The sequence below is a fragment of the Dactylosporangium sp. NPDC051087 genome (assembly GCF_055586325.1).
In genome coordinates, this window is sequence record NZ_JBVJIJ010000003.1 from 457,320 (window position 1) to 477,937 (window position 20,618).

The window sequence follows — 20,618 nt, forward strand, 5'->3', positions numbered from 1 at the left end:
GACGTGTGCCGATACTTGATGACCGCCGCCTTTGTGTTTGGAGCTACCCATGACGCGCCGCAGGCCGCTGGCTGCCCTCATGTCCACCGTTGTGCTCGCGACGCTGACCACCACCGTGGCGACCGTCGCGCCGTCCGTTGCCGGCACCGCCGGGCCCAAGACCGTGATCGCGAACCTGTTCGAGTGGAACTGGACCTCGGTCGCGTCCGAGTGCACCACGTTCCTCGGGCCGCGCGGCTACGGGTACGTGCAGGTCTCCCCGCCGCAGGAGCACGTGCGCGGTCAGGAGTGGTGGGTCGCGTACCAGCCGGTCAGCTACCGCATCGAGTCACGCAAGGGGACTCGGTCGCAGTTCCAGTCGATGGTCAGCACCTGCCACACGGCGGGGGTCAAGGTGATCGTCGACGCGGTGGTGAACCACATGGCCAACACCGACAAGAGCGGCCCGGGCTGGGCCGGATCCGCCTGGACGCACTACGACTACCCCGGCACGTACCAGACCCAGGACTTCCACCACTGCGGGCGCAACGGCAACGACGACATCGTCAACTACAACGACCGGTACGAGGTGCAGAACTGCGAGCTGGCGAACCTCGCCGACCTCGACACCGGTGCGACCTACGTGCGGGACAAGCTCGCCGGCTACCTCAACGACCTGCTGTCCCTCGGCGTCGACGGCTTCCGCATGGACGCCAGCAAGCACATGCCCGCCGCCGACATCGCGGCGTTGAAGGCCAGGCTGTCCCGGTCCGTGTACATGGTGCAGGAGGTCATCTACGGCGCCGGCGAGCCGATCACGCCGCAGGAGTACACCGGCAACGGCGACGTGCACGAGTTCCGGTACGGCAAGGACCTCGCCCGGGTGTTCCGCAACGAGCGGCTCGCGTACCTGACCAACTTCGGCGAGGGCTGGGGCTACATTCCCAGCAACGTCGCCAACGTGTTCGTCGACAACCACGACACCCAGCGCGACGTCCCCGGCACGCTGACCTACCGGGACAACGGCATCTACGCCCTGGCGAACGCGTTCATGCTGGCGTGGCCGTACGGCTCGCCCACGGTGATGTCCAGCTACGAGTTCACCGACCGTAACCAGGGCCCGCCGTCGGACGCGTCCGGGCGGACCAGCAACAGCACCTGCTACACCGGCGGCTGGCGGTGCGAGCACCGGTGGCCGGTCATCGCGAACATGGTGGCGTTCCGCAACGCGGTCGCCGGCAGCGGCGTCGTCAACTGGTACGACAACGGCTGGCAGCACATCGCGTTCGGCCGTGGCAGCGCCGGCTACATCACCATCAACGACGAGGACTTCGCCGTCACCGGCCGGTCGTACCGCACCAACATGCCCGCCGGCCGCTACTGCGACGTGATCCACGGCGAGAAGAGCGGCACCACCTGCACGGGCCCGGTCGTCACCATCGACGGCGGCGGCTGGTTCACCGCGAACGTCGCGGCCCACGACGCCCTGGCCATCCACGCCGGCGCCCGCATCTCCTGACCCCGGCCGCCTGAGCCCCGGCCGCCGGTCCGGGGCTCAGGTCCGGCGCTCAGGTGCGCAGGCCGAGCTCGGCGAGGATCTGGGTGACCCGGACGTCCTGGTCCTGGATGAACGCGCCGAAGTCGTCGCCGCCGAGGAAGCTGCCGGTCCACCGGTGCCCGGCGACCGCCTCGAGCCAGGTCGGCGACGTCCGCAGCGCCTCCAGCTCGGCGCCGCGGCCCGCCCGCTGGGCCGCGGTGAGCCCCGGTGGTGCGACGAGCCCGCGCCAGTTGGCGAACACCACGTCGAGACCCGCCTCGCGCAGGGTCGGGGCGTCGATCCGGTCGGCCCGGTCGTGGCCGGTCGCCGCCAGGACGCGGAGCTGACCGGAGTCGACCTGGCCGGCCAGCTCACCGAGGCTCGACACGGCGAACGCCACCCCGTGCGACAGCACCGCGCCCAGGAGCATGCCGCCACCGTCGTACTGGCTGTATCGCACGGTGCGTGGTGCGATGCCGGCCGCCTTGGCCATCAGCATCGCCGCGAGATGGTCGGGTCCGCCGGGCGAGGAACCGCCACCGACGGCGAGGCCCGCGGGGTCGGCCCGCCACACCCGCACCAGATCGTCGAGGGTACGCAGCGGCGAGTCCCGCGTGACGACGACGACCTCCGGCTCCTCGATCAGGCGGGCGACCGGCGTCACGTCGGCGAGCGTGACGGAGATCGGGGCGGTGTGCTGCGCGCCGACGAGGCCGAGACCCATGAGCATCAGCAGCGAGGCGTTGCCCCGCTCGTAGGCGAGCCGGCGCAGGCCGACCATGCCACCGGCGCCGGGCAGGTTGAACACCTCGACACCGGACCTGACCGCGGCGGCGTCCATGGTGGTGGCGACGGTCCGTGCGGTGATGTCGTAGCCGCTCCCGGGCGCGTTCGGCACCATCAGCCGCAGGCCCGGCTCGTCGTCCGCCCGGCAGGCGCTCAGCACGAGCCCGGCCAGGGGAGCGGCGAGTATGGTACGGCGAAGCACCAGGTCAGCCTATCGGTGCCGGACGGCGAGGAGGTGCGGGTGCGCTGGCAGTTGTCGCTCGCCAGGCAGTTCCTCCTGCTCCAGCTCGGCATCGTCCTGCTCGTCGTGACGGCCGTCGCCGCGGTGTCGGTCGCCGAGTCCGACGCCGCCTTCCGCCGGGAGCAGGGCACCAAGCTGCGCTCCACCGCGGAGAACCTCGCCGCCACCGACCTCATCCGCCAGGGCATGCGGGGCACCGTCTGGTACGACGCGCTGGGCGCCGAGGGGGAGACGGCACGCAGCGTGTCCGGCTCGTCGTTCGTGGAGCTGACCGACGCCCACGGCGTCCTGCTGACCGGCCCGCACCGCGGTAGCCCGGCGGCGCTCGGGGGCAGCGACGCGCTGTCCGGCCGCGCGTGGCTCGGCGTCGTGGAGCACGACGGCGAGGCGCTCGTGGCGCACGCCCCGGTCCTCGACCCCGCCGACGGGCGGGTGCTCGGCCTGGTCATCGCGGGCAAGACCTATCCGTCGTGGCTGGAGCTGCTCGCGACGGCGACCCCGGACCTGCTCACCTACCTGCTGCTCGGCTCGGTGCTCGGCGTCGCCGGCTCGACCCTGCTCGCCCGGCGCGTCAAGCGGCAGACCCTCGGCCTCGAGCCGGCGGAGATCGCCGGCCTCGTCGAGCACCGCGAGGCGATGCTGCACGGCATCAAGGAAGGACTGATCGGGCTGGACTCGGCCGGCCGGGTGACCCTGGCCAACGACGAGGCACGCCGGCTGCTCGGGCTGCCCGCCGACGTCACCGGCGCGCCGCTGCGGTCGCTGGGGATGCCGGACGCGGTGCTCGCCCTCCTGACCGCCGGATCCGACGAGCCCGACCACGTGGTGGTCCACGACTCCCGGGTGCTGGTGCTCAACCGGATGCCGGTCCTGGTCCGCGGCCGCGCGGCGGGGTCGGTGACGACGCTGCGGGACCGCACGGAGCTGACGTCGCTGGAGCGCGAGCTGGACATGAGCCGGCACACGACGGACACCCTCCGGGCGCAGGCGCACGAGTTCACCAACCGGCTGCACACCATCTCCGGTCTGCTGCAGCTCGGCCAGTACGACGACGCCGTCACCTTCATCATCCAGGCGGGCCAGGCGCAGGACGAGCTCAGCCACGAGGTGCAGTCGCGCATCTCCGACCCGGCGCTGGCCGCGCTCCTCATCGCCAAGGGCAGCGTCGCGTCGGAACAGCATGTCGAGCTGCGGATCGCGTCCGACACGTCGATGCCGAGGCCGGCCGACGACCGGCTCGCCGCCGACCTCGTGACGGTGACCGGCAATCTCGTCGACAACGCCATCGACGCGGTGACCGCCGGCGGATGGGTGCGCGTGTCGGTGCGGGAGGACGGGGACGCGGTCGTCGTGACCGTCGACGACTCGGGCACCGGCGTCGCGCGGGAGCACGCGGAGCAGGTGTTCGGCAGCGGTTTCACCACCAAGGGCGGCGACGGTCACCGAGGTCTCGGGCTGGCGCTGATCAGGCGGGTGTGCACGGCCCGCGGCGGTGCCATCACCGTCGACGGCTCCGCCTTCACCGCGCGCCTGCCCGCGACGCCGCGCGGCGGGTCCGGATGATCAGCGTCCTGGTCGTCGACGACGACTTCATGGTCGCCCGCATTCACCACGGGTTCGTGACACGGGTCCCGGGCTTCACGGTGGTGGGCATGGCGCACACCGGCGCGGAGGCGATCGGCGCGGTCGAGCGGCTGCGCCCCGACCTCGTCCTGCTCGACATCTACCTCCCGGACCTCTCCGGGCTGGAGGTGCTCAGGCAGCTGCGCCAGGACGGGCACCGGACCGACGTGCTGGCCGTCACCGCGGCGCAGGACGTCGACACGATCCGGTCCGCGCTGCGCAGCGGCGTCGTGCACTACGTCATCAAGCCGTTCACGTTCGACACGCTGCGCGAGCGGCTCGAGCGGTACGCGGAGGCGGTGCAGCGCCTGGGGGACCGGCGCAGCGTCGCCCAGGCGGACGTCGACCGGCTCTTCGGCACCCTGCACCAGAGCGACACCGCGCTGCCCAAGGGGCTCGCGGCCGCGACGGCGGACCTGGTGATCAACGTGCTCCGCGAGAGCGGCACGGACCTGTCCGCGGGCGAGTGCGCCGCGCTGGCCGGCCTGTCCCGGGTCAGCACCCGCCGCTACCTGGAACACCTCGTCCAGGCGGGGAGGGCCCAGGTGCGGCTGCGGTACGGGGCGGCCGGCCGGCCGGAGCATCGCTACATCTGGCTGCGTCAGTCCTCGTCGCCGAAGGACAACCGCTGAGCGTCACCCCTTCCGCGCAGCCGGGCGACGAGCCTCGGCAGGTGCGGCAGCCCGAGCGCCGCGACGGCGAGCAGGAGCAGGATCAGCGTCAGCGGGCGCCTGACGAAGATCGACAGGTCGTTGTCGGAGAGCAGCAACGCCCTGCGGAACTGGATCTCCATCATGGGCCCGAGGATGACGCCGAGGATGACCGGCGCGATCGGGAAGTCGAAGTGCCGCATGAACATCGCGACCACACCGATCGCGAAGGCGATGAAGACGTCGACGATGTTGCCCGACACCGCGTAGACCCCGAGCGTCGCGAACACCAGAATCCCGGTGTACAGCAGCGGCCGCGGGATCTGCAGCACCTTCACCCAGATCCGGATCAGCGGCAGGTTGAGGGCGAGCAGCATGACGTTGCCGATGAACAGCGACGCGATCAGTCCCCACACCAGATCCGGTGACTTCTCGAACAGCTGCGGCCCGGGGGACAGGTCGAAGTAGCCGAACGCGGCGAGCATGACCGCGGCGGTCGCCGACGTCGGGATGCCCAGCGTCAGCAGCGGGACCAGGACACCGGAGAACGACGCGTTGTTGGCGGCCTCCGGCCCGGCGACGCCCTCGATCGCGCCGTTGCCCCACTCCTGCGGATGTTTCGACCGGCGCTTCTCCAGCGTGTACGAGACGAAGGTGGGGATCTCGGCCCCGCCGGACGGCAGCGCGCCGAACGGGAAGCCGAGCGCCGTCCCGCGCAACCAGGGCCGCCACGACCGGGACCAGTCCGACCGGCTCAGCCAGGCGAACCCGCCGGCGGCCGGCTCCAGCGGCTCGACCTTCGCCGGCAGGTCCTTGAGCCGGGAGACGATGTAGAGCGTCTCGCCGATGGCGAACAGTCCCACGATGATCGTGACGATGTCGACGCCGTCGAGCAGCGAAGGGACCCCGAAGGTGAAGCGGGCCTGCCCGGTCAGGGAGTCGATGCCGATCAGGCCGAGAAACAGCCCGAACGTCAGCGACATCAGCCCCCGTACGAGCGACGCGCCCACCATGGCGGTCACCGTCACCATGGCCAGGACGGCGAGCGCGAAATAGTCGGAGGCCCGGAACGTGATCGCCAGGCTCGCCATCGGCGCGGCGGCGAACGTCAGCAACGCGGTGGAGATGGTGCCCGCGACGAACGAGCCGATCGCCGCCGTCGCCAGCGCCGCGCGTGCCCTGCCGCGCCGGGCCATCTGGTACCCCTCGATGGAGGTGGCCACCGACGCCGACTCGCCCGGGGTGTTGAGCAGGATCGAGGTCGTCGACCCGCCGTACATGGCGCCGGCGTAGATCCCGGCGAACATGATGAGCGTCCCGGTCGGGTCGTCGAGCCGCAGCGCCACCGGGAGCAGCAGCGCGATCGTCAGCGCCGGGCCGATGCCGGGCAGGACGCCGACGAGCGTGCCGATGGTGACGCCGATCGCCGCGTAGAGCAGGTTCTGCGGACTCAGCACGGTGCCGAACCCCGACAGCAGGTCCATGATCGAGCTCATAGCGGCAGTACCCCCGCGGGCAGGACGATCCCGAGCAGCCTGGTGAAGACGAGATAGATGCCCAGCGACAACCCGACCGCCGTCAGCAGATCTCGCACGATCACCGCGCGCAGCGGCCTGGTGCTCATCAGCCGGGCGGCGACGAGCACGAACAGCATGGTGGACAGCACGTAGCCGACGACCGTGTACTTGAGCATCACTGAGTAGCCGACGAGAGCGACCAGCAGGAGCGCCGGCGTCCGCCACCCCATCGGCACGACGCGGCCGGTGCCGCGTTCACGGATCCGGCCGGCCAGATAGGCCAGCGCCACCGCGACCCACAACCCGGTCACGATGATCGGGGCGAGCGTCGGTCCGCCCAGGGTGACCCCGCTCCGCACGGCCGAGGCGATCGACATCGCCAGCAGGGCCGCGCCGGCCAGGAGCAGGACCGCGCCGGCCACCAGCGGGCCGGGGCCGGCAATCGCCGTCCCCGGCACCGCGGTGCCGCCGCTCGCCGCCTCCGAGTCTTCCGAGTCCTCCGGGTCCTGTGGGGCGGGGACCTGCGGCCCGGCGGCCGACGGCTCCCGCTCTGAAGGCGTCACAGCAGCCATCGGGACCTAACCCAGCCCGATCTCGGTCAGGACCGTCTTGATCCGCGCGCTCTCCGACTCGTAGAACGCGGCGGCGCTGTCACCGGACTTGTAGAAGTCCTGCCACTTCTTCGCCGTCAGTTCCTGCTGCCACTGCTGCGACGCGTGCAGGTCGTCGATCATCTTGATGACCGCCGCCTTGTCCGCGGCGCTCAGCCCGGGCGGTGCGACGACGCCGCGCCAGTTGAGCAGGTCCAGCTCGTACCCGGACTCCTTGATGCTCGGCGCCGGCGTACCGGCACCGGCGTCCTCACCCTTCGGGCTGGACACCGCGAGCGCCCGGACCGTGCCGGCCTTCACCAGGTCGGCGAACTCGCTCGTGCTCGACACCGCGACACTCACGTCGCCCGACAGCAGGGCGGCCTTGGTCTCGCCGCCGCCGGAGTAGGCGACGTACTGCTTCGCGACCGTCTTGGCGTCCGCGCCGCCGGCCTTCGCCAGCAGCCCCACCAGGATCTGGTCGGTGCCGCCGGCGGACCCGCCGCCCCACTTCACCGCCGTGGGGTTGGCCTTCACGTCGTCGACGAGCTGCTTCAGCGACGTGTACTTCGAGTCGTTGCGCACCACGATGACCTCGGACTCGGCGGTCAGCGTCGCGATCGGCGTGGTCTTGCCCAGGTCCACCGGCGACTTGTTGGTCACCACCCCGCCCACCATCACGAGCCCGGTCACCATGAGCTGGTGCGGGTCCTTCGCGTGGCTGGTCACCAGCTCGGCCAGGCCGATCGTGCCCGCGGCGCCGGTGACGTTGCGGACCTCCGCCGACTGTCCATTGAGGAGCTTGGCGTCCTGGAGGATCTTCTGCAGCGACCGCGCGGTCGTGTCCCAGCCGCCGCCGGCCCCGGCCGGGGCCATGATCTGCAAGGTCTTCGTCGGAAAGGCCACCGCCGCGGTGCCGGACGCGGCCGGTGACTCGCCGACGGACTGGTTGGCGCAGCCGGTGGCCAGCAGCAGCACCGCCGGCAGCGCGACCGCAAAACTCCGCTTCAACATTGACGTAGTGCTCCTGTCACGGGGATGTGGCGAACGTGTTACGCACCATGCCGCACCGAGTGACCCAGGTCACGATTGTGAACGCTACGCACATATTGGTCTTTGTGGTCGCGGCGGCGGCCGGATCGACCACGACGTGACCACGCCGATGAAGCCGGAGTTCGGCGAGGTCGAGGAGCAGGGTCGCGCACGGGATCGTCGCCGGAGCGGCCGGGACCGTCCGGCGCTTCGACGAGGTGCTCGCCGCCGATCCGCGCGTCGCCGGGCACCTCGACGCCGGCACGGTCGCGCGCTGGTCGATCGTGACCGGTGCACCGGTCTGTCCGCCGACATGGCCCTGTCGACGGCGGCCGGTCGCAGCCGCGCCGCCGCTTTGGTTTCCGGCGGCGCGGCTGCGGTTCCTGGCGGTGCCGCTTCAGTTTCGGGCGGTGCCGCTTTCCGTTTCTGGCGGGTCCGTGGCGTGGTTCCGGACCGCTGCCGGGACGCGGTGTTACGCGCCGGCGGGTGCGGGTGAGGTCGGGATCGGAGTGTCGCGGCGGCGGCGCCGGATCAGGCCGGTGACGAGGTCGAGGACGAGGAACGCGACGAGGGTGACGCCGAAGGCGGGCAGCGCCCAGCCGATCGCCGCGGTGACGAGGACGCCGATGACGAGCAGCGGCAGGCGCAGCCGGCGCCACGCGCCGCGGGCGGGTGGCGCGCCGACGGGGGCCCGGCGCTGCGCGCCGCGGGTGGGGCGGCGCTGCCACCACATGCGGTAGCCCCAGAAGATGACGCAGAGCAGGCCGATCGCGAGCGCGGCGAGCAGCAGCTGGTTGGCGAGGCCGAAGAGGTAGCCCATGTGGGCCTGGATGCCGAGCGCGGACAGCTTGGCGAGCACCGGCCAGTCGGCGTAGTCGACGCGGTCGGTGACCGTGCCGGCGACCGGGTCGACGGCGATCTTGTCGAAGTGGACGGGCCAGACGTTGTCGTTCTGCACGACGGTCCAGGCGGCGCCCTCCTCGGCGGGCGCGCCGATCTCCATCTGGCCGGTGATGCCGTTGGCCCGGGCGATGTGCAGGACCTTGTCGACCTGTGCCGGGTCGCCCGCGGCGGCGCCGCCGCCCTCGCCGTGGTGGGCGCCGCTCGAGCCGCCGGCGGTCGCGCCGTTGGTGACGAGCTCGGGGCGGCCGGCGTTGAGGGAGTCCAGGGCGAGGCTGAAGTTGGCGCCGGCGTAGTCGGACCAGGTCAGGCCGGTCGCGGACAGGAAGAGCAGACCGACGATCAGCCAGACGCCGGTGGCGGCGTGCATGCCGCGGGTACGGCGCACGCCCTTGGCCGCGGCGGTGTCGTAGAGCAGGGTCGCCTCGACGCGGCTGCGACGCTTCTCGCCGCGGATGCGCCACTGCCGGTTGCACCACAGGATGAGCCCGCCGAGCGCGACGACCCAGAGCCAGCTGGCGGCGGTCTCGGAGTAGAGCACGCCGAGGTCGTTGAGGTGCAGGTGGCGGTGGAAGTCGTCGAGCCAGGTGGTGAGCGGGGTGGAGCCCCACCAGGTGACCAGCTGGCCGCGGATCTCGCCGGTGTACGGGTCGACGTAGACGGTGTGCTGCTTCTCGCCGAGCTCGGGCACCATGAACACGACCTTCGTCGTCGCGTCCGGGGCGGCGGCCGGGACGACGGAGGAGAAGGTGCCGGTCGGGTGGGCGGCGATCGCGGCGGCGACCTGCTCCGACAACGGCTTCGGCAGGCCCGGGCCGACGTTGGCGACGTGCAGTTCCTTGTCGTAGACGATGCTGTCGAGCTGGGGGGTGAACACGAACAGCAGGCCGGTGACGGCGGCGACGACGAGGAGCGGGGCGACGAGGATGCCGGCGTAGAAGTGCAGCCGGGTCAGCAGCGGCACCACCGACCACGACCGGATCGGCCGGGGGGACGGGGCGGCAGCCGGTGCGGGCTCCTCCGTCGGGGGCGACACATCGGTGGCGATGGACATCGGGAACCTCCGGGGCGGACGACGGTTCGGGGCGGAACGGACGAGTGGCACCCGCAGACGTCCTTGGCTGACGCGCCCACGAGGGTGTAGTCGTCCGGCGGCGCCCGGAAGTTCCCGGCGAGTTCTCACGGCCGCCGCGTGGGTGCCGCGGGGGCGTAGGACCGGTCCGCACCAGCGGCGTCAGCCTGCGGTGGCCGCGACCCGCCGGACGTCGTCGGCCCACCAGTCGCCGGAGATGCCGGCGGCGAGCGCGACGTCACGGGCCACGGTGTAGGCGGCCAGCGCGCCGTCGCGGTCGCCGAGTGCCTCGAAGGCCCGGCCGACCGAGCCGAACAGCGCGTTGGCGCGGAAGAACCGCTCCCGGTCCTTGCCGTCCCGCGCCGTGGTGGGAGTGGTGTCCGCCGCGTCCGGGCCGGCCGCCCGCAATGAGCCTTTCCGGGTAACGGCGGGCGACGCTGAGTAGTCGCTCGCGTTCCCAGGGTGGTGACACGCCGAACCCGTTGCGATGCAACGAAAGACGCAGCACCCCGGTATGAAGGTGGTCCTCTCACAGATCAACTTCATAGGGTGCTGCGTCGACGATGAGTGTCACATACACCTCGGTCCTGCCGGTACGCGAGGAGACGGTGGACTTCCTGACCGGTCTGCTGACCACGGAAAGAGCGCGGCGCGGGACCCGTGCCGGCACGCGGGCGTTGCCCTGCCACGAACAGGCAGTTCTGGTCCTGCGCTGGTTGCTGGACGGCACCCGGATGAGCCAATTGGCCCGGGACAACGCGATCGGCCGTTCCACCGGCTACGCCTATCTGCACGAAGGCATCGATGTCCTCGCTGCCCGGTCACCCAGCCTGCACGGGGCGCTGCTGGCGGCCAAGGCAGCCGGGTACAGCCACGTCAACATCGACGGAACGCTCATCGAAACGGACCGCTGCCGTACCCCTGGACCCACGCCCGGCGTGGATCTGTGGTGGTCGGGCAAGCACGCCAACCATGGCGGCAACGTCCAGGTCATCACCGTGCCGGACGGCTGGCCGATCTGGACCTCGCAGGTACGGCCCGGCCGCGAGCACGACACCACCGCGGTGCGCACCCACACCGAGATCCTGCCCGCCCTCACCGCCGCCGGCAGTGACCTCCGCGCCCTCGGCGACCTGGGCTACGAAGGCGAAGCCGACACCATCACCGTGGCGTTCAAGACACCGAAGAACGGCCGGCTCACCCCGGTGCAACAGCAGCTCAACCAGGCCCACAACGGCGTCCGGGCCATCGCCGAACGCGGCAACGCCCTCCTCAAGATGACCTTCAAAGCACTGCGCAACGTCAGCCTGTGCCCTTGGCGGATCGGGAAGATCGTCGCCGCAGCCCTCGTCCTACTCCACATCGACCACGCCCGCACAACATGAAACCGCCAGTCATCAAGCAGTTGCTCGGAATGGCTCAATGCCCGGTCGCAGAGGTCCCGCGCGCGGGCGCGCAGCGCGGCGGCCTCGTCGTCGGCGGGCGCGTATGCCCGCTGCTTGAGCAGCCGCTCGATCCCCCTGCGCGCGGTGTCGCGGCCGTACCGGCGGACCTTCTCGACGAGCCACAGATCCTCACCGGCGGCGCGCAGCGCGGTGGCCTCCGCGGCACGGGCACAGGCCGCCGCACGCCTGGCGTCCAGGCCGCCCGCGAACCGGACGTCGCTCCAGTACGGCGCACCGGCGAACGCCGCCTCGCGCTCGCGCTTGGCGTCCGGTGCGTGGACGGTCCGCTCGACCAGGGCCCAGTCGTCCTCGGCGCCGGGGTCGCCGGTCGCCAACCGGCACTCGTACCGGGCGGCGGCCAGCTCGGCCACCCGGACGTCGCCGTCGACGCACGCGGTCAGCCACGGGATCGCCTCGGCGTACGCCCGCTGACGGGCGAGCGCCAGCCCCATGTCCTCGGCGCCGCCGAGCGCGACCATGCCGGCGACGTCCGGGTCGGTCGTCAGGGCCAGCAGGAAGCGCAGCGCGTCGTTGTGCTTGAGCCCTTCCGACCACATCCATTCGCTGATCGCGTGCGCGGACACATGGGCCAGGGCCAGCCGGTCGTAGGGGTCTGTCACCCCGGCGTCGGCCTGCAGCGCCTTGACCGTGATGCCTGCGTTCCAGGACCTGCGGCCGGCGAGGCGCTCCACCACCGGGCTGCGGCGCCGGACCTCCGCCAGCAGGGATTCCGGTACCTCGAAGTGGCCGGTGTACTCCTCGTCGCTCGTCCACGGCGGGACACCCCGGTCGCCGTCGGTCCCCGCCAGGAGCCGATGGATCAGTGCCGCCTCGGTCCGTTCGCCCGCCTCCTCCAGGCAGGCCGCCACGACCCGCAGGGCCGGTGCGGCGTGCTCCTCGTCGAATCCGTTCCATGCGTGGCCCTCGTTGCCTTCGCGGATCAGCGAGGGGATGACGACCGGGGGAGGCAGCACCGCGGCCCAGAACCGGTGCGCCAGCACCGCATAGGCGGACGCGCGGCCCACCACCCGAGGTTCGCTGCCGTCCCCCTCGACCGTGAGCGCCAGGTCCGGCCCGTCCAGCTCGACCCGGAACGCGGGCACCGGCCGCACCACCCCGAGCCAGTACTCCGCATACGCGGCGAACACCGCGGACAGGCTCGTGGCCAGTTTCGACATATGCCGCACGATACCCAGCGCCGGCGGACCGGCATTGCGCCCGGTGGCCGGGAACAGCGCCGATCGCCTGTCCGGATGCGTTCGAATTGTGGATCACTTTTTGCCGGCAGGGCACGACAGGGTCTTGCGTGAATGAAGGATTCATGTGTTTGACTCTGTTGGTGAAGTCGTGTTACAAAATGTCGGGCTTCTATCAATGTGCAGGTCTCAAAAGATTGACGTCCGACGGTTTCTAAGTGACGATTCCACGGCTAGTGTGACGCAGAGCAGCGGGATGGTTGCGGACAGCATGCCGTCGCCGGCGGTGACGCGGACCGGCCGTACCGCCGGTGGTGAGCAACGTCGGAGCACTGGAGGAGTCCGAATGGCGCAACTCGGGTTGGCGCAACCGAAGCAGGGCGGCCTGAACGGCCGGTTCCACCGCATCGCGCTGAACGTGTTCATGGTGATCGTCCTGGCGCACTGGGCGGAGCACCTTGCGCAGGCATACCAGATCTGGGTGCTGCACTGGCCGTTGCCGAAGGCGCGGGGCGTGCTGGGCCTGGCCTACCCGTGGCTGATCAAGAGCGAGTGGCTGCACTACGGCTACGCCCTGGTCATGCTCGTCGCGCTGTTCGCGCTGCGCGGCGCGTTCACCGGCCGGGCCCGGACCTGGTGGACGGTCGCCCTCGTGATCCAGTTCTGGCACCACATCGAGCACCTGCTGCTGTTCCTGCAGGCGCAGACCGGGCAGTTCCTGTTCGGCAAGGCGGTGCCCACCAGCGTGCTGCAGCTCGTGATCCCGCGGGTGGAGCTGCACCTGTTCTACAACACCATCGTCTTCCTGCCGATGGTGATCGCGGTCATCCTGCACCTGCGGCCGAACCGTGCGGAGGCGCAGGCGGCGCCGTGCAACTGCGCCAGGCCGCTGGTCGCGGCCGGTGCCCCGTGACGGTGACGACGTCCTCGAGCGGAGCCCGCCGCGGCGGGCTCCGCTCGGCCCTGCGGTCCGCCCTGCGCTCCAAGGCCGTCTGGCCGGTCGGCGCGGTCGCGGCCGCGGTTCTGGCGTTCGCCCTGCTGGCGGAGCCCGCCCCGGCGCGGCTGTCCGCGATGGACCCCGCCGACGGCGCCACGGTGCAGGTGGCGCCGACCGCCGTGACCGCCACCTTCAGCGGCGAGCTCGCCGCGTACGACTACCACCTGAGCGTGGCGCATGAGAGCGGCGTGACGGTGAGCACCGGTGCCGTCCGGCGGGACGGCGCCACCCTCACCGTGCCCGTCGAGCTGACCGGCGCCGGCACGTATCTCGTGGCGTACCACGTCCGGCTGGCCGACGGCGTGGAGCTGTCGGCGGTGACCCGCTTCGGTGTGGGCGTTCCCGCCGCGCCGGTCGCCGGTGACCCGGCCGCGGCGGCTTCCGCCGGCCACCAGCACCTCAGCGACGACCCGGTGAACCTCGCGCTGCTCGTGCTCGACGCGGTGCTGCTGGTCGCGCTCGCGTACGCGCTGCTGCGCTGGGGACGCAGGCAGCGCCACTCCTGAGCCGGGAGCGCCGCGAGTCAATTTCTATTCCGGGACCGCACCCGCGGAGAAAACATCGTCGGCATTTCTCGAAGACAATTGTCGAACCTGTATGTCTTGGAGGCCCCGGATGACGATGTTCCAGTCCCTTCGCCGGCGCATGCTCACCCCCGACATCAAACAAACCCGGATGGACGTGCGCGGCTTCCACGTGAAGAGCGCGGAGGCGCGTGATCGGCTCGAGTCCGTCGGGCGGTACTTCCTCACCGGGTACGCGATCGCCGCCGAGGTGCCGCACCCGGCCGACGCGGACTCGCGGCTCGCCGACGTCCCGCACGCCTACCGCGGTTTCGCCTATGAAGGTGCCGCGATGGCGTTCGCGGTGCGTGACGGGCTGCCCGTCGGCGGCGGCCGCCACGTCGAGGAGTTCCTCGCCGGGCCCGCCGACGACCACGTCTACATGGCCTACGTGGGCGTCGGCTGGGCGATGGCGCGGGTACCCCGGTTCCGCTGGTCGTCGCTGTACGCACCGGACCCGCTGCTGCGCTGGCTCGTGCTGGACGGCTACGGCTTCCACCAGGCGTACTTCAAGACCCGCAAGTACGTCGACGAGTGCTACCAGGCCGACACCTTCCCGTGGCCGGCTGACGGACCCGCCTGGTACGCGAGCCGCGCCATCGACCAGGGCGTCGGCCGGGCCACATGGTTCGTGTGCGGCACCGACCCCCGCCGCGTCGTGGCGACCTTCGACCGGTTCGACGAGCGCCGCAGGGCCGACCTGTACGCCGGCGCCGGGCTGGCGGCCACCTACGCCGGCGGTAGCGACGAGGCGGAACTGGCCTGGTTCAAGGACGCCGCCGGGGCGTACGCCGGCGACGTCGCGCAAGGCTCGGCGTTCGCGGCCGGCGCGCGGGTCCGGGCCGGTCTCGTGGTCGCGCACAACGAGATCGCGACCAGGGTGCTCTGTGGCCAGACCACGGCCGGCGCGTCCAAGGTGACCGACGAGGCGCTCGTCGGGCTCCCGTACGACGACGAGATCCCCGCGTACGAGATCTGGCGGCTGCGCATCAAGGCGGCGCTGACGGCGGGTCTGGAACGGTGACCCCGGCATAGCACGATCATCCGAGCCCTCCTGGACACCGGCGCTGTTACGCTCGGGCCGGGTCCTCGCCGGTGAGGGAGATCGTGGTGGCGTTGTCGTTCGAAGTGCAGAACGAGGCCTCTGGTCGGGTGCTCATCGTGCTGCACGGCATGCTCGACAGCCACGGAGTGGCGGTGTTCCATCGCGCTCTCGCCGCGGCGCTGGAGTGGTATCCGACGCTGGTCGGCATCGATCTGACCGAGGTCACGCTCATCGACTCCGCCGGTGTGGGCGCGCTGGCGGCGGCACTGCGGGTCGGTGGGCAGGTGGGATACCGGCTGGTGGTCGCGGCCATCAGCGCGGCCGCGCACGACCGCCTCCGGCGCAGTGACCTGGCCGACTCCCTGGACGTCTCCGGTCCTCGTCGCCGGGGCCCGCGGGCTGTCTGACGTCCGGCTCAGGCCACCGCCGGTGACGCCGGCTTCCCATCGGCATGGTTCGGGTCCAGCGGGATGGTGAACCACAGCGTGGTGCCCTGGCCGGCCGGGCTGGCGAGCCGGCTGCTGCCGCCCAGGGCGGTCACCCGGTCGCTGAGCCCGCGCAGGCCGGAGCCGGCGTCCGGGTCGGCGCCGCCGACGCCGTCGTCCCTGATGCGCAGCCGGAGGGTGTGATCGTCGGCGGTGGTGTCGACGCGGAGACTCGCGGCGTGGGCGTGTTTGATGACGTTGGTGAGCGCTTCGGCGACGATGTAATAGGCGCTGGTCTCGATGTTCGGTGGAAGCCGGTCGGGCAGCTGGATGTGCAGTTCGGCCGGGACCGGTGAGCGGCGGGTCAGGGTCCTGAGGGCCGACGCGAGGCCGCGTTCGGTCAGGATCGCCGGGTGGATGCCGCGGGAGAGCTCCCGCAGATCGTTGATGGCGCCGGACAGGTCGTCGGTGACCGTGGCCAGGTCGCCGGCGAGTTCCGGCCGCTCGGTCGGGGCCCGTGCCTGGATCCGGCGCAGGTCCAGCAGCAGCGCCAGGAGCCGTTGCTGGGTGCCGTCGTGCAGATCGCGTTCGACCCTGCGGCGGGCCTGGTCGCTGGCCTCCACGATGCGGACGCTGGCGGTGGTCAGGTCGGCGCGGGCCTGCAGGTTCGCGACGGCCACACCGACGAGTTCGGTGAAGTCGGCGGTGCGGTCGGCATCGTCCTGGCACAGCTGCTCCTCGCTCGCGGCCATGACGATCAGCACCCCCCACAGGCTGTCCTGCACCACGATGGGCGCGCCCACGGAGACGCGGATGCCGTACCGGGACAGGAACGGGTCCGGCACCGAGGTGCCCTCGCCGACGCGGGTCCACCAGGGCTGCTGACGGTTGTAGACGTGCATGGCGGCGCCGTTCTCCGGCAGGGCGGTGCGGGTGCCGGCCACGATGGGAACGTCGTGCTCGCTCCACGCCCCGACGACGGTCGCGGCGCCGTCGGACTCGTACCGCAACAGCATGGTCGTGTCGGCTCGCAGGAGTTTGCCGATCTCCTCGGTGACCGCGCCGAACACCACGCCGGACGGCGACGCGCGGGCCACGAGTGTCGCGATCCGCCGCAGGGCACTCTGCTCGGCCACGAGACGGTTGAGGTCGTCGCGGTGCGACTCCAGCGACATCGCCATGGCGTTGAACGAGCGCTGCAGGAGGCCGATCTCGTGCGGGCCGCTTTCGGGCATCCGGGTGGACAGGGCACCACCGGCCAGCCGATCGGCCATCCGGGCCGCCGTGGCGAGCGGGCGGACGATCCCGCGGTTCACGAATGTCGCGAACATCACCCCGACCAGCACGGACCCGGCGAGCCCGGCGCCCGCCGCCGTCCGTGCCCAGGCGGTGTCGGTGTCGGCGTGTGCGGCCTGCTGGTTCGCGTCGGTCAGCTCGACGGCGATGAACTGCGCGAATCCCGCCTGGATGGCGTCGAGCCGCTGCTGGCTGTCGAGGAGCTGGACCGGGTCGGGTGGCGTGATTCGACCACCGGCCATCGCCGACGTCGGCTGCTCGGCCACGTACGTCGCGATCTCGTGGTTGAGCAGCCGGACCCGCTCCTGCTGCTGCGGATCCTGGACGACATGGCCTTCGAGCTGCGCGGACTGCGGTGCGATCGCCGCGCGGGCCTGTTGCCACGACGTCATGAACCGTGGTTCGTGCGTGATGACGAAGCCGCGTTCCGCGTTCTCCATCGACAGCACGGAGGTCTGCAGCTGACCGGCAATGATCAGCGCCGCCTGCGAACTGCGCGCGGACCGCACCTCCCGGTCCAGCCTCGTCACGGCCGCCAGCATCGTCACGAGTGACGCGCTCAGCGCCATCGTGCACACCAGGCAGAGCAGCAGCACCCGGCGGTTCAACCCGGCGCCGAAGAGCGCCGGCCACGCCGGCCGGCGCCCGAATCCCCAAGCGTGCACGTTCACGCGGAGCTCCGTCCTGCACGCCACCGGAAACGACGGCAGGACATGCACCCGCTAGGAACAGTGGCGTCGCGACAATCGATTTCATCTATCGGCCCAAATCCAGCCTACTACCGCAAAAGCCGCAAATTCTGGCCGAGTGTCGGGACGCGACCCGGCGCCGATGCAGGTGGCGGCTCAGTGGCGGCTCAGTGGTGGAATCCGGTGCTGCCGGCCGCGGGGTGCAGGGGCCGGGTCTGGGCCCGCAGTTCCGGCAGCAGCCGGGCGAGATCGGCGAGCAGCAGGTCGGCCAGGTCGCGGGTGAAGCCGTTGCGGATCACCACCCGCAGCACGGCGAGGTCGGTGCGGTTGGCCGGGAAGGTGTACGCCGGGACCAGCCAGCCGCGTTCGCGCAGCCGCCGGGAGACGTCGAACACGTTGAACGTGCTGACGTCGCTCTTCGTGGTGAACGCGAACACCGGCAGCTGGTCGCCGCGGCTCAGCAGCCGGAACGGGCCCATCGCGGCGATCCCGCCGGAAAGGTACAGGGCCACGTCGCGGGACGCCTGCTGGACGGCGCGGTAGCCGGTGCGGCCGAGGCGGAAGAAGGTGTAGTACTGCGCGACGACCTCCGCGCCGGGGCGGGAGAAGTTCAGCGCGAACGTCGGCATGCTGCCGCCGAGGTAGTTGACGTCGAAGACGAGGTCCTCGGGCAGGGCGTCGCGGTGGCGCCACAGAATCCAGCCGACGCCGGGATACACCAGGCCGTACTTGTGCCCCGAGGTGTTGATGGAGGCGACCCGGTCGAGCCGGAAGTCCCACCGCAGGTCCGGGTCCAGGAACGGCGCGATCATCGCGCCGGAGGCGCCGTCGACGTGCAGCGGGATGTCCCATCCGGTGCGCTGCTGCAGGGCGTCGAGCGCGGCCGCGATCTCGGCGACCGGCTCGTAGCTGCCGTCGAACGTCGAGCCGAGGACCGCGACCACGCCGATGGTGTTCTCGTCGCAGTGCGCCGCGGCCTCCTTCGCGGTCAGGTGCAGCCGGTCGCCCTCCATCGGTACCAGGCGGGGCTCGACCTCCCAGTAGTTGCAGAACTTCTCCCAGCAGACCTGCACGTTGACGCCCATCACCAGGTTGGGCCGCCGGGCCTCGCCGGCCGGGCGCCGGGCCGCCCAGCGCCGCTTCAGGGCCAGCCCGGCCAGCATGCACGCCTCACTGGACCCGGTGGTCGAGCAGCCAATCACGTCGGCCGGGTCCGGAGCGTGCCACAGGTCGGCGAGGATGCTGACGCAGCGCCGCTCGAACTCGGCGGTCTGCGGGTACTCGTCCTTGTCGATCATGTTCTTGTCGGCGCACTCGGCCATCAGGCGGGCGGCCTGCGGCTCCATCCAGGTCGTGACGAACGTGGCGAGGTTCAGCCGGGCGTTGCCGTCGAGCATCAGCTCGTCGTGCACGAGCTGCCAGGCGGTGTCGGCGGGCACCGGATCGTCGGCCAGCGCGTCGCGCGGCGGGGTCACCTGCTGGACCAGCGCCGGGTTGGCGACCGTCGCGAACGGGTTCCCGCCGTCCGCGGCCTCCGGCCGCCGTGGTGGAAATGCCCTGTGCAGCACCATCGTCACACCGTCCTGTCGGTTGGTCCCGGCGCCGCCGCGCGGTGCGGGAACGGTCGGTTGTCACAGCGAGGCGTCCCGCAAGGCGGCACGTCCGCGGCGGTACTCCGGTCGGCGCTCATCCGGCGGGCCGCCGTACAACTGCGGGGCCGGCGCCGGGATCTGCCCGCGGAACGAAGATGGTCGCGACGGACGCGACGGTGATGGTGATCAACGCGCCGAGGATCAGGGCGGCGGGTTCGCCGTCGGCCAGCAGGTGGGCCCGGGTACCGAGGGTCGCCGCGGCGACGGGGACGCCGACCTGGGCGGCGGCGAGGGCGGCCAGGGTGGCCGGTTGCCCGGTCGCGCGTGCGACGAGGTGCGTCACCACCGCGCCGGCGCCGAGGGCGACGCCGAGCCCGACCAGTGCCGGACGGCGGCCCAGGGCGGCGACGTCCAGCGAGGTGCCGAGCCAGACGAAGAACATCGGTCCGACGAACCCCTCGGTGACCGCGAACAGTTGCCGGGCGAGCCGGCGCGGCTCGCCGACGGCCGCCACGGCGAGTCCGAAGCCGAACCCGGCGAGCATGACCGAGGCCCGGGTGAGCTGCGCGACCGCGGCGAGGCCGAACAGTAGGGCCAGGTTGATCCGCAGCTCCAGCGCGAACTTGCGCCGCTCGGACAGCCGGTGCAGCCGCTTGCGCCAGCGCCGGCGCTCCGCCAGCCGGAGCGCGGCGAACACGATGATCGTGGCGGCGACGAGCACGGCCGCGCCGAGCGCGGACCGGCCCGCCCGCGCCGGGTCGATGGCGAGCGGCAGCGCGACGATGCAGACCGCGTCGGCGAGCGCGACCTGCGGCAGCAACTGCAGCACCGGCCGGCCGGTCAGGCGCAAGGCGTCGAGCATCGGCAGCACCAGCGCCGCCGACGACGAGGCGAGCAGCACCGTGTAGAGGGCGGCGTGGCCGGTGCCGAACGCCCGGGCGATCACGAACGCGACGGGGACGGACGCCGCGGCGACCAGCGCCGCGCGGCAGAACCCCACCGGCAGCGCCTGGCGCAGCGCCGGGTCGCGGATCGGCACGTGTGAACCGGCGACGAACATGACCAGCGCGAACCCCACGTCGGCCAGGAACGCGAACATCGGGTCGCCGGCGTCCAGCACGCCGGCACCCGTCGGGCCGAGCGCCACGCCCGCCAGCAGCTCCCCGACGACGACGGGCGGCCCCCACCGGTGGGACAGCGCCAGGAGCGGGCCGGCAAGACCGGCCACCGAGACCAGTGCCAGCAGGCCGAGGCTCATCCGGGGTCCGGTCGCCGGGCGCCACGCGGAGGCCGGCCGGTGGGAGGGCCGGCATGCGCCGCCCGGCCGCCGGCCGGCACCGGCCCGCTCGACCCGCTCATGGCGCCGACCTCTGTCCGTCCGACCCGCGCTGCCCTGCCTGGACGTCATCGACAGCACGACGGGCACCGTCAAAGGCCCGTGCG

Annotated in this window: 17 protein-coding genes; 8 read left to right on the forward strand and 9 right to left on the reverse strand. The window is 71.8% G+C overall.

Going from position 1 to position 20,618, the window contains the following annotated elements; genetic code table 11:
• Positions 1–79 precede the first annotated feature (79 nt).
• Positions 80–1,498: an alpha-amylase gene (locus tag ACZ6TV_RS08655; RefSeq protein ID WP_465296551.1), complete on the forward strand. Its 1,419-nt coding sequence runs from the start codon at positions 80–82 to the stop codon at positions 1,496–1,498.
• A 49-nt stretch (positions 1,499–1,547) separates the two neighbouring features.
• Here ACZ6TV_RS08655 and ACZ6TV_RS08660 read toward each other — a convergent pair whose 3' ends face one another.
• Positions 1,548–2,504, reverse strand: a complete 957-nt coding sequence (locus tag ACZ6TV_RS08660) for a Bug family tripartite tricarboxylate transporter substrate binding protein (protein ID WP_465296552.1) — start codon at positions 2,502–2,504, stop codon at positions 1,548–1,550.
• A 39-nt stretch (positions 2,505–2,543) separates the two neighbouring features.
• Here ACZ6TV_RS08660 and ACZ6TV_RS08665 point away from each other — a divergent pair, with 39 nt between their 5' ends.
• Positions 2,544–4,106 (forward strand): sensor histidine kinase, encoded by a 1,563-nt coding sequence (locus tag ACZ6TV_RS08665; RefSeq protein WP_465296553.1) that lies wholly within the window; start codon positions 2,544–2,546, stop codon positions 4,104–4,106.
• Positions 4,103–4,798 (forward strand): response regulator, encoded by a 696-nt coding sequence (locus ACZ6TV_RS08670; RefSeq protein WP_465296554.1) that lies wholly within the window; start codon positions 4,103–4,105, stop codon positions 4,796–4,798. The genes ACZ6TV_RS08665 and ACZ6TV_RS08670 overlap by 4 nt, the downstream gene beginning before the upstream one ends.
• Here the strand turns inward: ACZ6TV_RS08670 and ACZ6TV_RS08675 are convergent.
• The 5 genes from ACZ6TV_RS08675 to ACZ6TV_RS08695 all read right to left on the reverse strand — a co-directional run bounded on the left by ACZ6TV_RS08675 (position 4,768) and on the right by ACZ6TV_RS08695 (position 10,335).
• Positions 4,768–6,312 (reverse strand): tripartite tricarboxylate transporter permease, encoded by a 1,545-nt coding sequence (locus ACZ6TV_RS08675; protein ID WP_465296555.1) that lies wholly within the window; start codon positions 6,310–6,312, stop codon positions 4,768–4,770. The two genes, ACZ6TV_RS08670 and ACZ6TV_RS08675, sit on opposite strands and share 31 nt — an antisense overlap.
• Complete coding sequence (locus ACZ6TV_RS08680; RefSeq protein WP_465296556.1) at positions 6,309–6,905, reverse strand: tripartite tricarboxylate transporter TctB family protein; 597 nt, start codon at positions 6,903–6,905, stop codon at positions 6,309–6,311. The genes ACZ6TV_RS08675 and ACZ6TV_RS08680 overlap by 4 nt, the downstream gene beginning before the upstream one ends.
• A gap of 6 nt (positions 6,906–6,911) precedes the next feature.
• Positions 6,912–7,937 carry a Bug family tripartite tricarboxylate transporter substrate binding protein gene (locus ACZ6TV_RS08685; RefSeq protein ID WP_465296557.1) on the reverse strand — a complete coding sequence of 342 codons (1,026 nt, stop codon included), beginning with the start codon at positions 7,935–7,937 and terminating at the stop codon, positions 6,912–6,914.
• Between the two features lie 490 nt (positions 7,938–8,427).
• Positions 8,428–9,909, reverse strand: coding sequence for a PepSY-associated TM helix domain-containing protein (locus tag ACZ6TV_RS08690; RefSeq protein WP_465296558.1), 1,482 nt, complete (start codon positions 9,907–9,909; stop codon positions 8,428–8,430).
• 180 nt (positions 9,910–10,089) lie between these two features.
• The gene (locus ACZ6TV_RS08695) at positions 10,090–10,335 is read right to left on the reverse strand and encodes a hypothetical protein (RefSeq protein ID WP_465296559.1); all 246 of its coding nucleotides are present in this window, start codon (positions 10,333–10,335) and stop codon (positions 10,090–10,092) included.
• A gap of 155 nt (positions 10,336–10,490) precedes the next feature.
• Here ACZ6TV_RS08695 and ACZ6TV_RS08700 point away from each other — a divergent pair, with 155 nt between their 5' ends.
• The 5 genes from ACZ6TV_RS08700 to ACZ6TV_RS08720 all read left to right on the forward strand — a co-directional run bounded on the left by ACZ6TV_RS08700 (position 10,491) and on the right by ACZ6TV_RS08720 (position 15,580).
• Entirely contained in the window at positions 10,491–11,312 is an 822-nt protein-coding gene (locus tag ACZ6TV_RS08700) for a transposase family protein (protein WP_465296560.1), read from the forward strand.
• A gap of 1,602 nt (positions 11,313–12,914) precedes the next feature.
• Positions 12,915–13,481: a hypothetical protein gene (locus ACZ6TV_RS08705; RefSeq protein ID WP_465296561.1), complete on the forward strand. Its 567-nt coding sequence runs from the start codon at positions 12,915–12,917 to the stop codon at positions 13,479–13,481.
• Positions 13,478–14,071: a copper resistance CopC family protein gene (locus tag ACZ6TV_RS08710; RefSeq protein WP_465296562.1), complete on the forward strand. Its 594-nt coding sequence runs from the start codon at positions 13,478–13,480 to the stop codon at positions 14,069–14,071. The genes ACZ6TV_RS08705 and ACZ6TV_RS08710 overlap by 4 nt, the downstream gene beginning before the upstream one ends.
• Positions 14,072–14,180: 109 nt before the next feature.
• Entirely contained in the window at positions 14,181–15,152 is a 972-nt protein-coding gene (locus tag ACZ6TV_RS08715; RefSeq protein WP_465296563.1) for a DUF1702 family protein, read from the forward strand.
• Positions 15,153–15,223: 71 nt separating this feature from the next.
• A complete protein-coding gene (locus tag ACZ6TV_RS08720; protein WP_465296564.1) occupies positions 15,224–15,580 on the forward strand; it encodes an STAS domain-containing protein in 357 nt (118 codons plus the stop codon).
• Between the two features lie 8 nt (positions 15,581–15,588).
• On the opposite strand, the gene ACZ6TV_RS08725 is transcribed toward ACZ6TV_RS08720, so the two are convergent.
• The 3 genes from ACZ6TV_RS08725 to ACZ6TV_RS08735 form a co-directional block, all read right to left on the reverse strand.
• Positions 15,589–17,565 carry a sensor histidine kinase gene (locus ACZ6TV_RS08725; protein ID WP_465296565.1) on the reverse strand — a complete coding sequence of 659 codons (1,977 nt, stop codon included), beginning with the start codon at positions 17,563–17,565 and terminating at the stop codon, positions 15,589–15,591.
• Positions 17,566–17,750: 185 nt separating this feature from the next.
• Positions 17,751–19,154: a glutamate decarboxylase gene (locus ACZ6TV_RS08730; RefSeq protein WP_465296566.1), complete on the reverse strand. Its 1,404-nt coding sequence runs from the start codon at positions 19,152–19,154 to the stop codon at positions 17,751–17,753.
• Between the two features lie 115 nt (positions 19,155–19,269).
• Positions 19,270–20,433 (reverse strand): cation:proton antiporter, encoded by a 1,164-nt coding sequence (locus tag ACZ6TV_RS08735; RefSeq protein ID WP_465296567.1) that lies wholly within the window; start codon positions 20,431–20,433, stop codon positions 19,270–19,272.
• Between the last annotated feature and the right edge of the window lie 185 nt (positions 20,434–20,618).

Bases quoted from the DNA above. Each gene is read 5' to 3' on its own strand.
- ACZ6TV_RS08700 (WP_465296560.1), top strand. From the start codon at position 10,491: ATGAGTGTCACATACACCTCGGTCCTGCCGGTACGCGAGGAGACGGTG.
- ACZ6TV_RS08715 (WP_465296563.1), top strand. From the start codon at position 14,181: ATGACGATGTTCCAGTCCCTTCGCCGGCGCATGCTCACCCCCGACATC.
- ACZ6TV_RS08680 (WP_465296556.1), bottom strand. From the start codon at position 6,905: ATGGCTGCTGTGACGCCTTCAGAGCGGGAGCCGTCGGCCGCCGGGCCG.
- ACZ6TV_RS08730 (WP_465296566.1), bottom strand. From the start codon at position 19,154: ATGGTGCTGCACAGGGCATTTCCACCACGGCGGCCGGAGGCCGCGGAC.
- ACZ6TV_RS08705 (WP_465296561.1), top strand. From the start codon at position 12,915: ATGGCGCAACTCGGGTTGGCGCAACCGAAGCAGGGCGGCCTGAACGGC.
- ACZ6TV_RS08675 (WP_465296555.1), bottom strand. From the start codon at position 6,312: ATGAGCTCGATCATGGACCTGCTGTCGGGGTTCGGCACCGTGCTGAGT.
- ACZ6TV_RS08670 (WP_465296554.1), top strand. From the start codon at position 4,103: ATGATCAGCGTCCTGGTCGTCGACGACGACTTCATGGTCGCCCGCATT.
- ACZ6TV_RS08655 (WP_465296551.1), top strand. From the start codon at position 80: ATGTCCACCGTTGTGCTCGCGACGCTGACCACCACCGTGGCGACCGTC.
- ACZ6TV_RS08685 (WP_465296557.1), bottom strand. From the start codon at position 7,937: ATGTTGAAGCGGAGTTTTGCGGTCGCGCTGCCGGCGGTGCTGCTGCTG.
- ACZ6TV_RS08690 (WP_465296558.1), bottom strand. From the start codon at position 9,909: ATGTCCATCGCCACCGATGTGTCGCCCCCGACGGAGGAGCCCGCACCG.
- ACZ6TV_RS08735 (WP_465296567.1), bottom strand. From the start codon at position 20,433: ATGAGCCTCGGCCTGCTGGCACTGGTCTCGGTGGCCGGTCTTGCCGGC.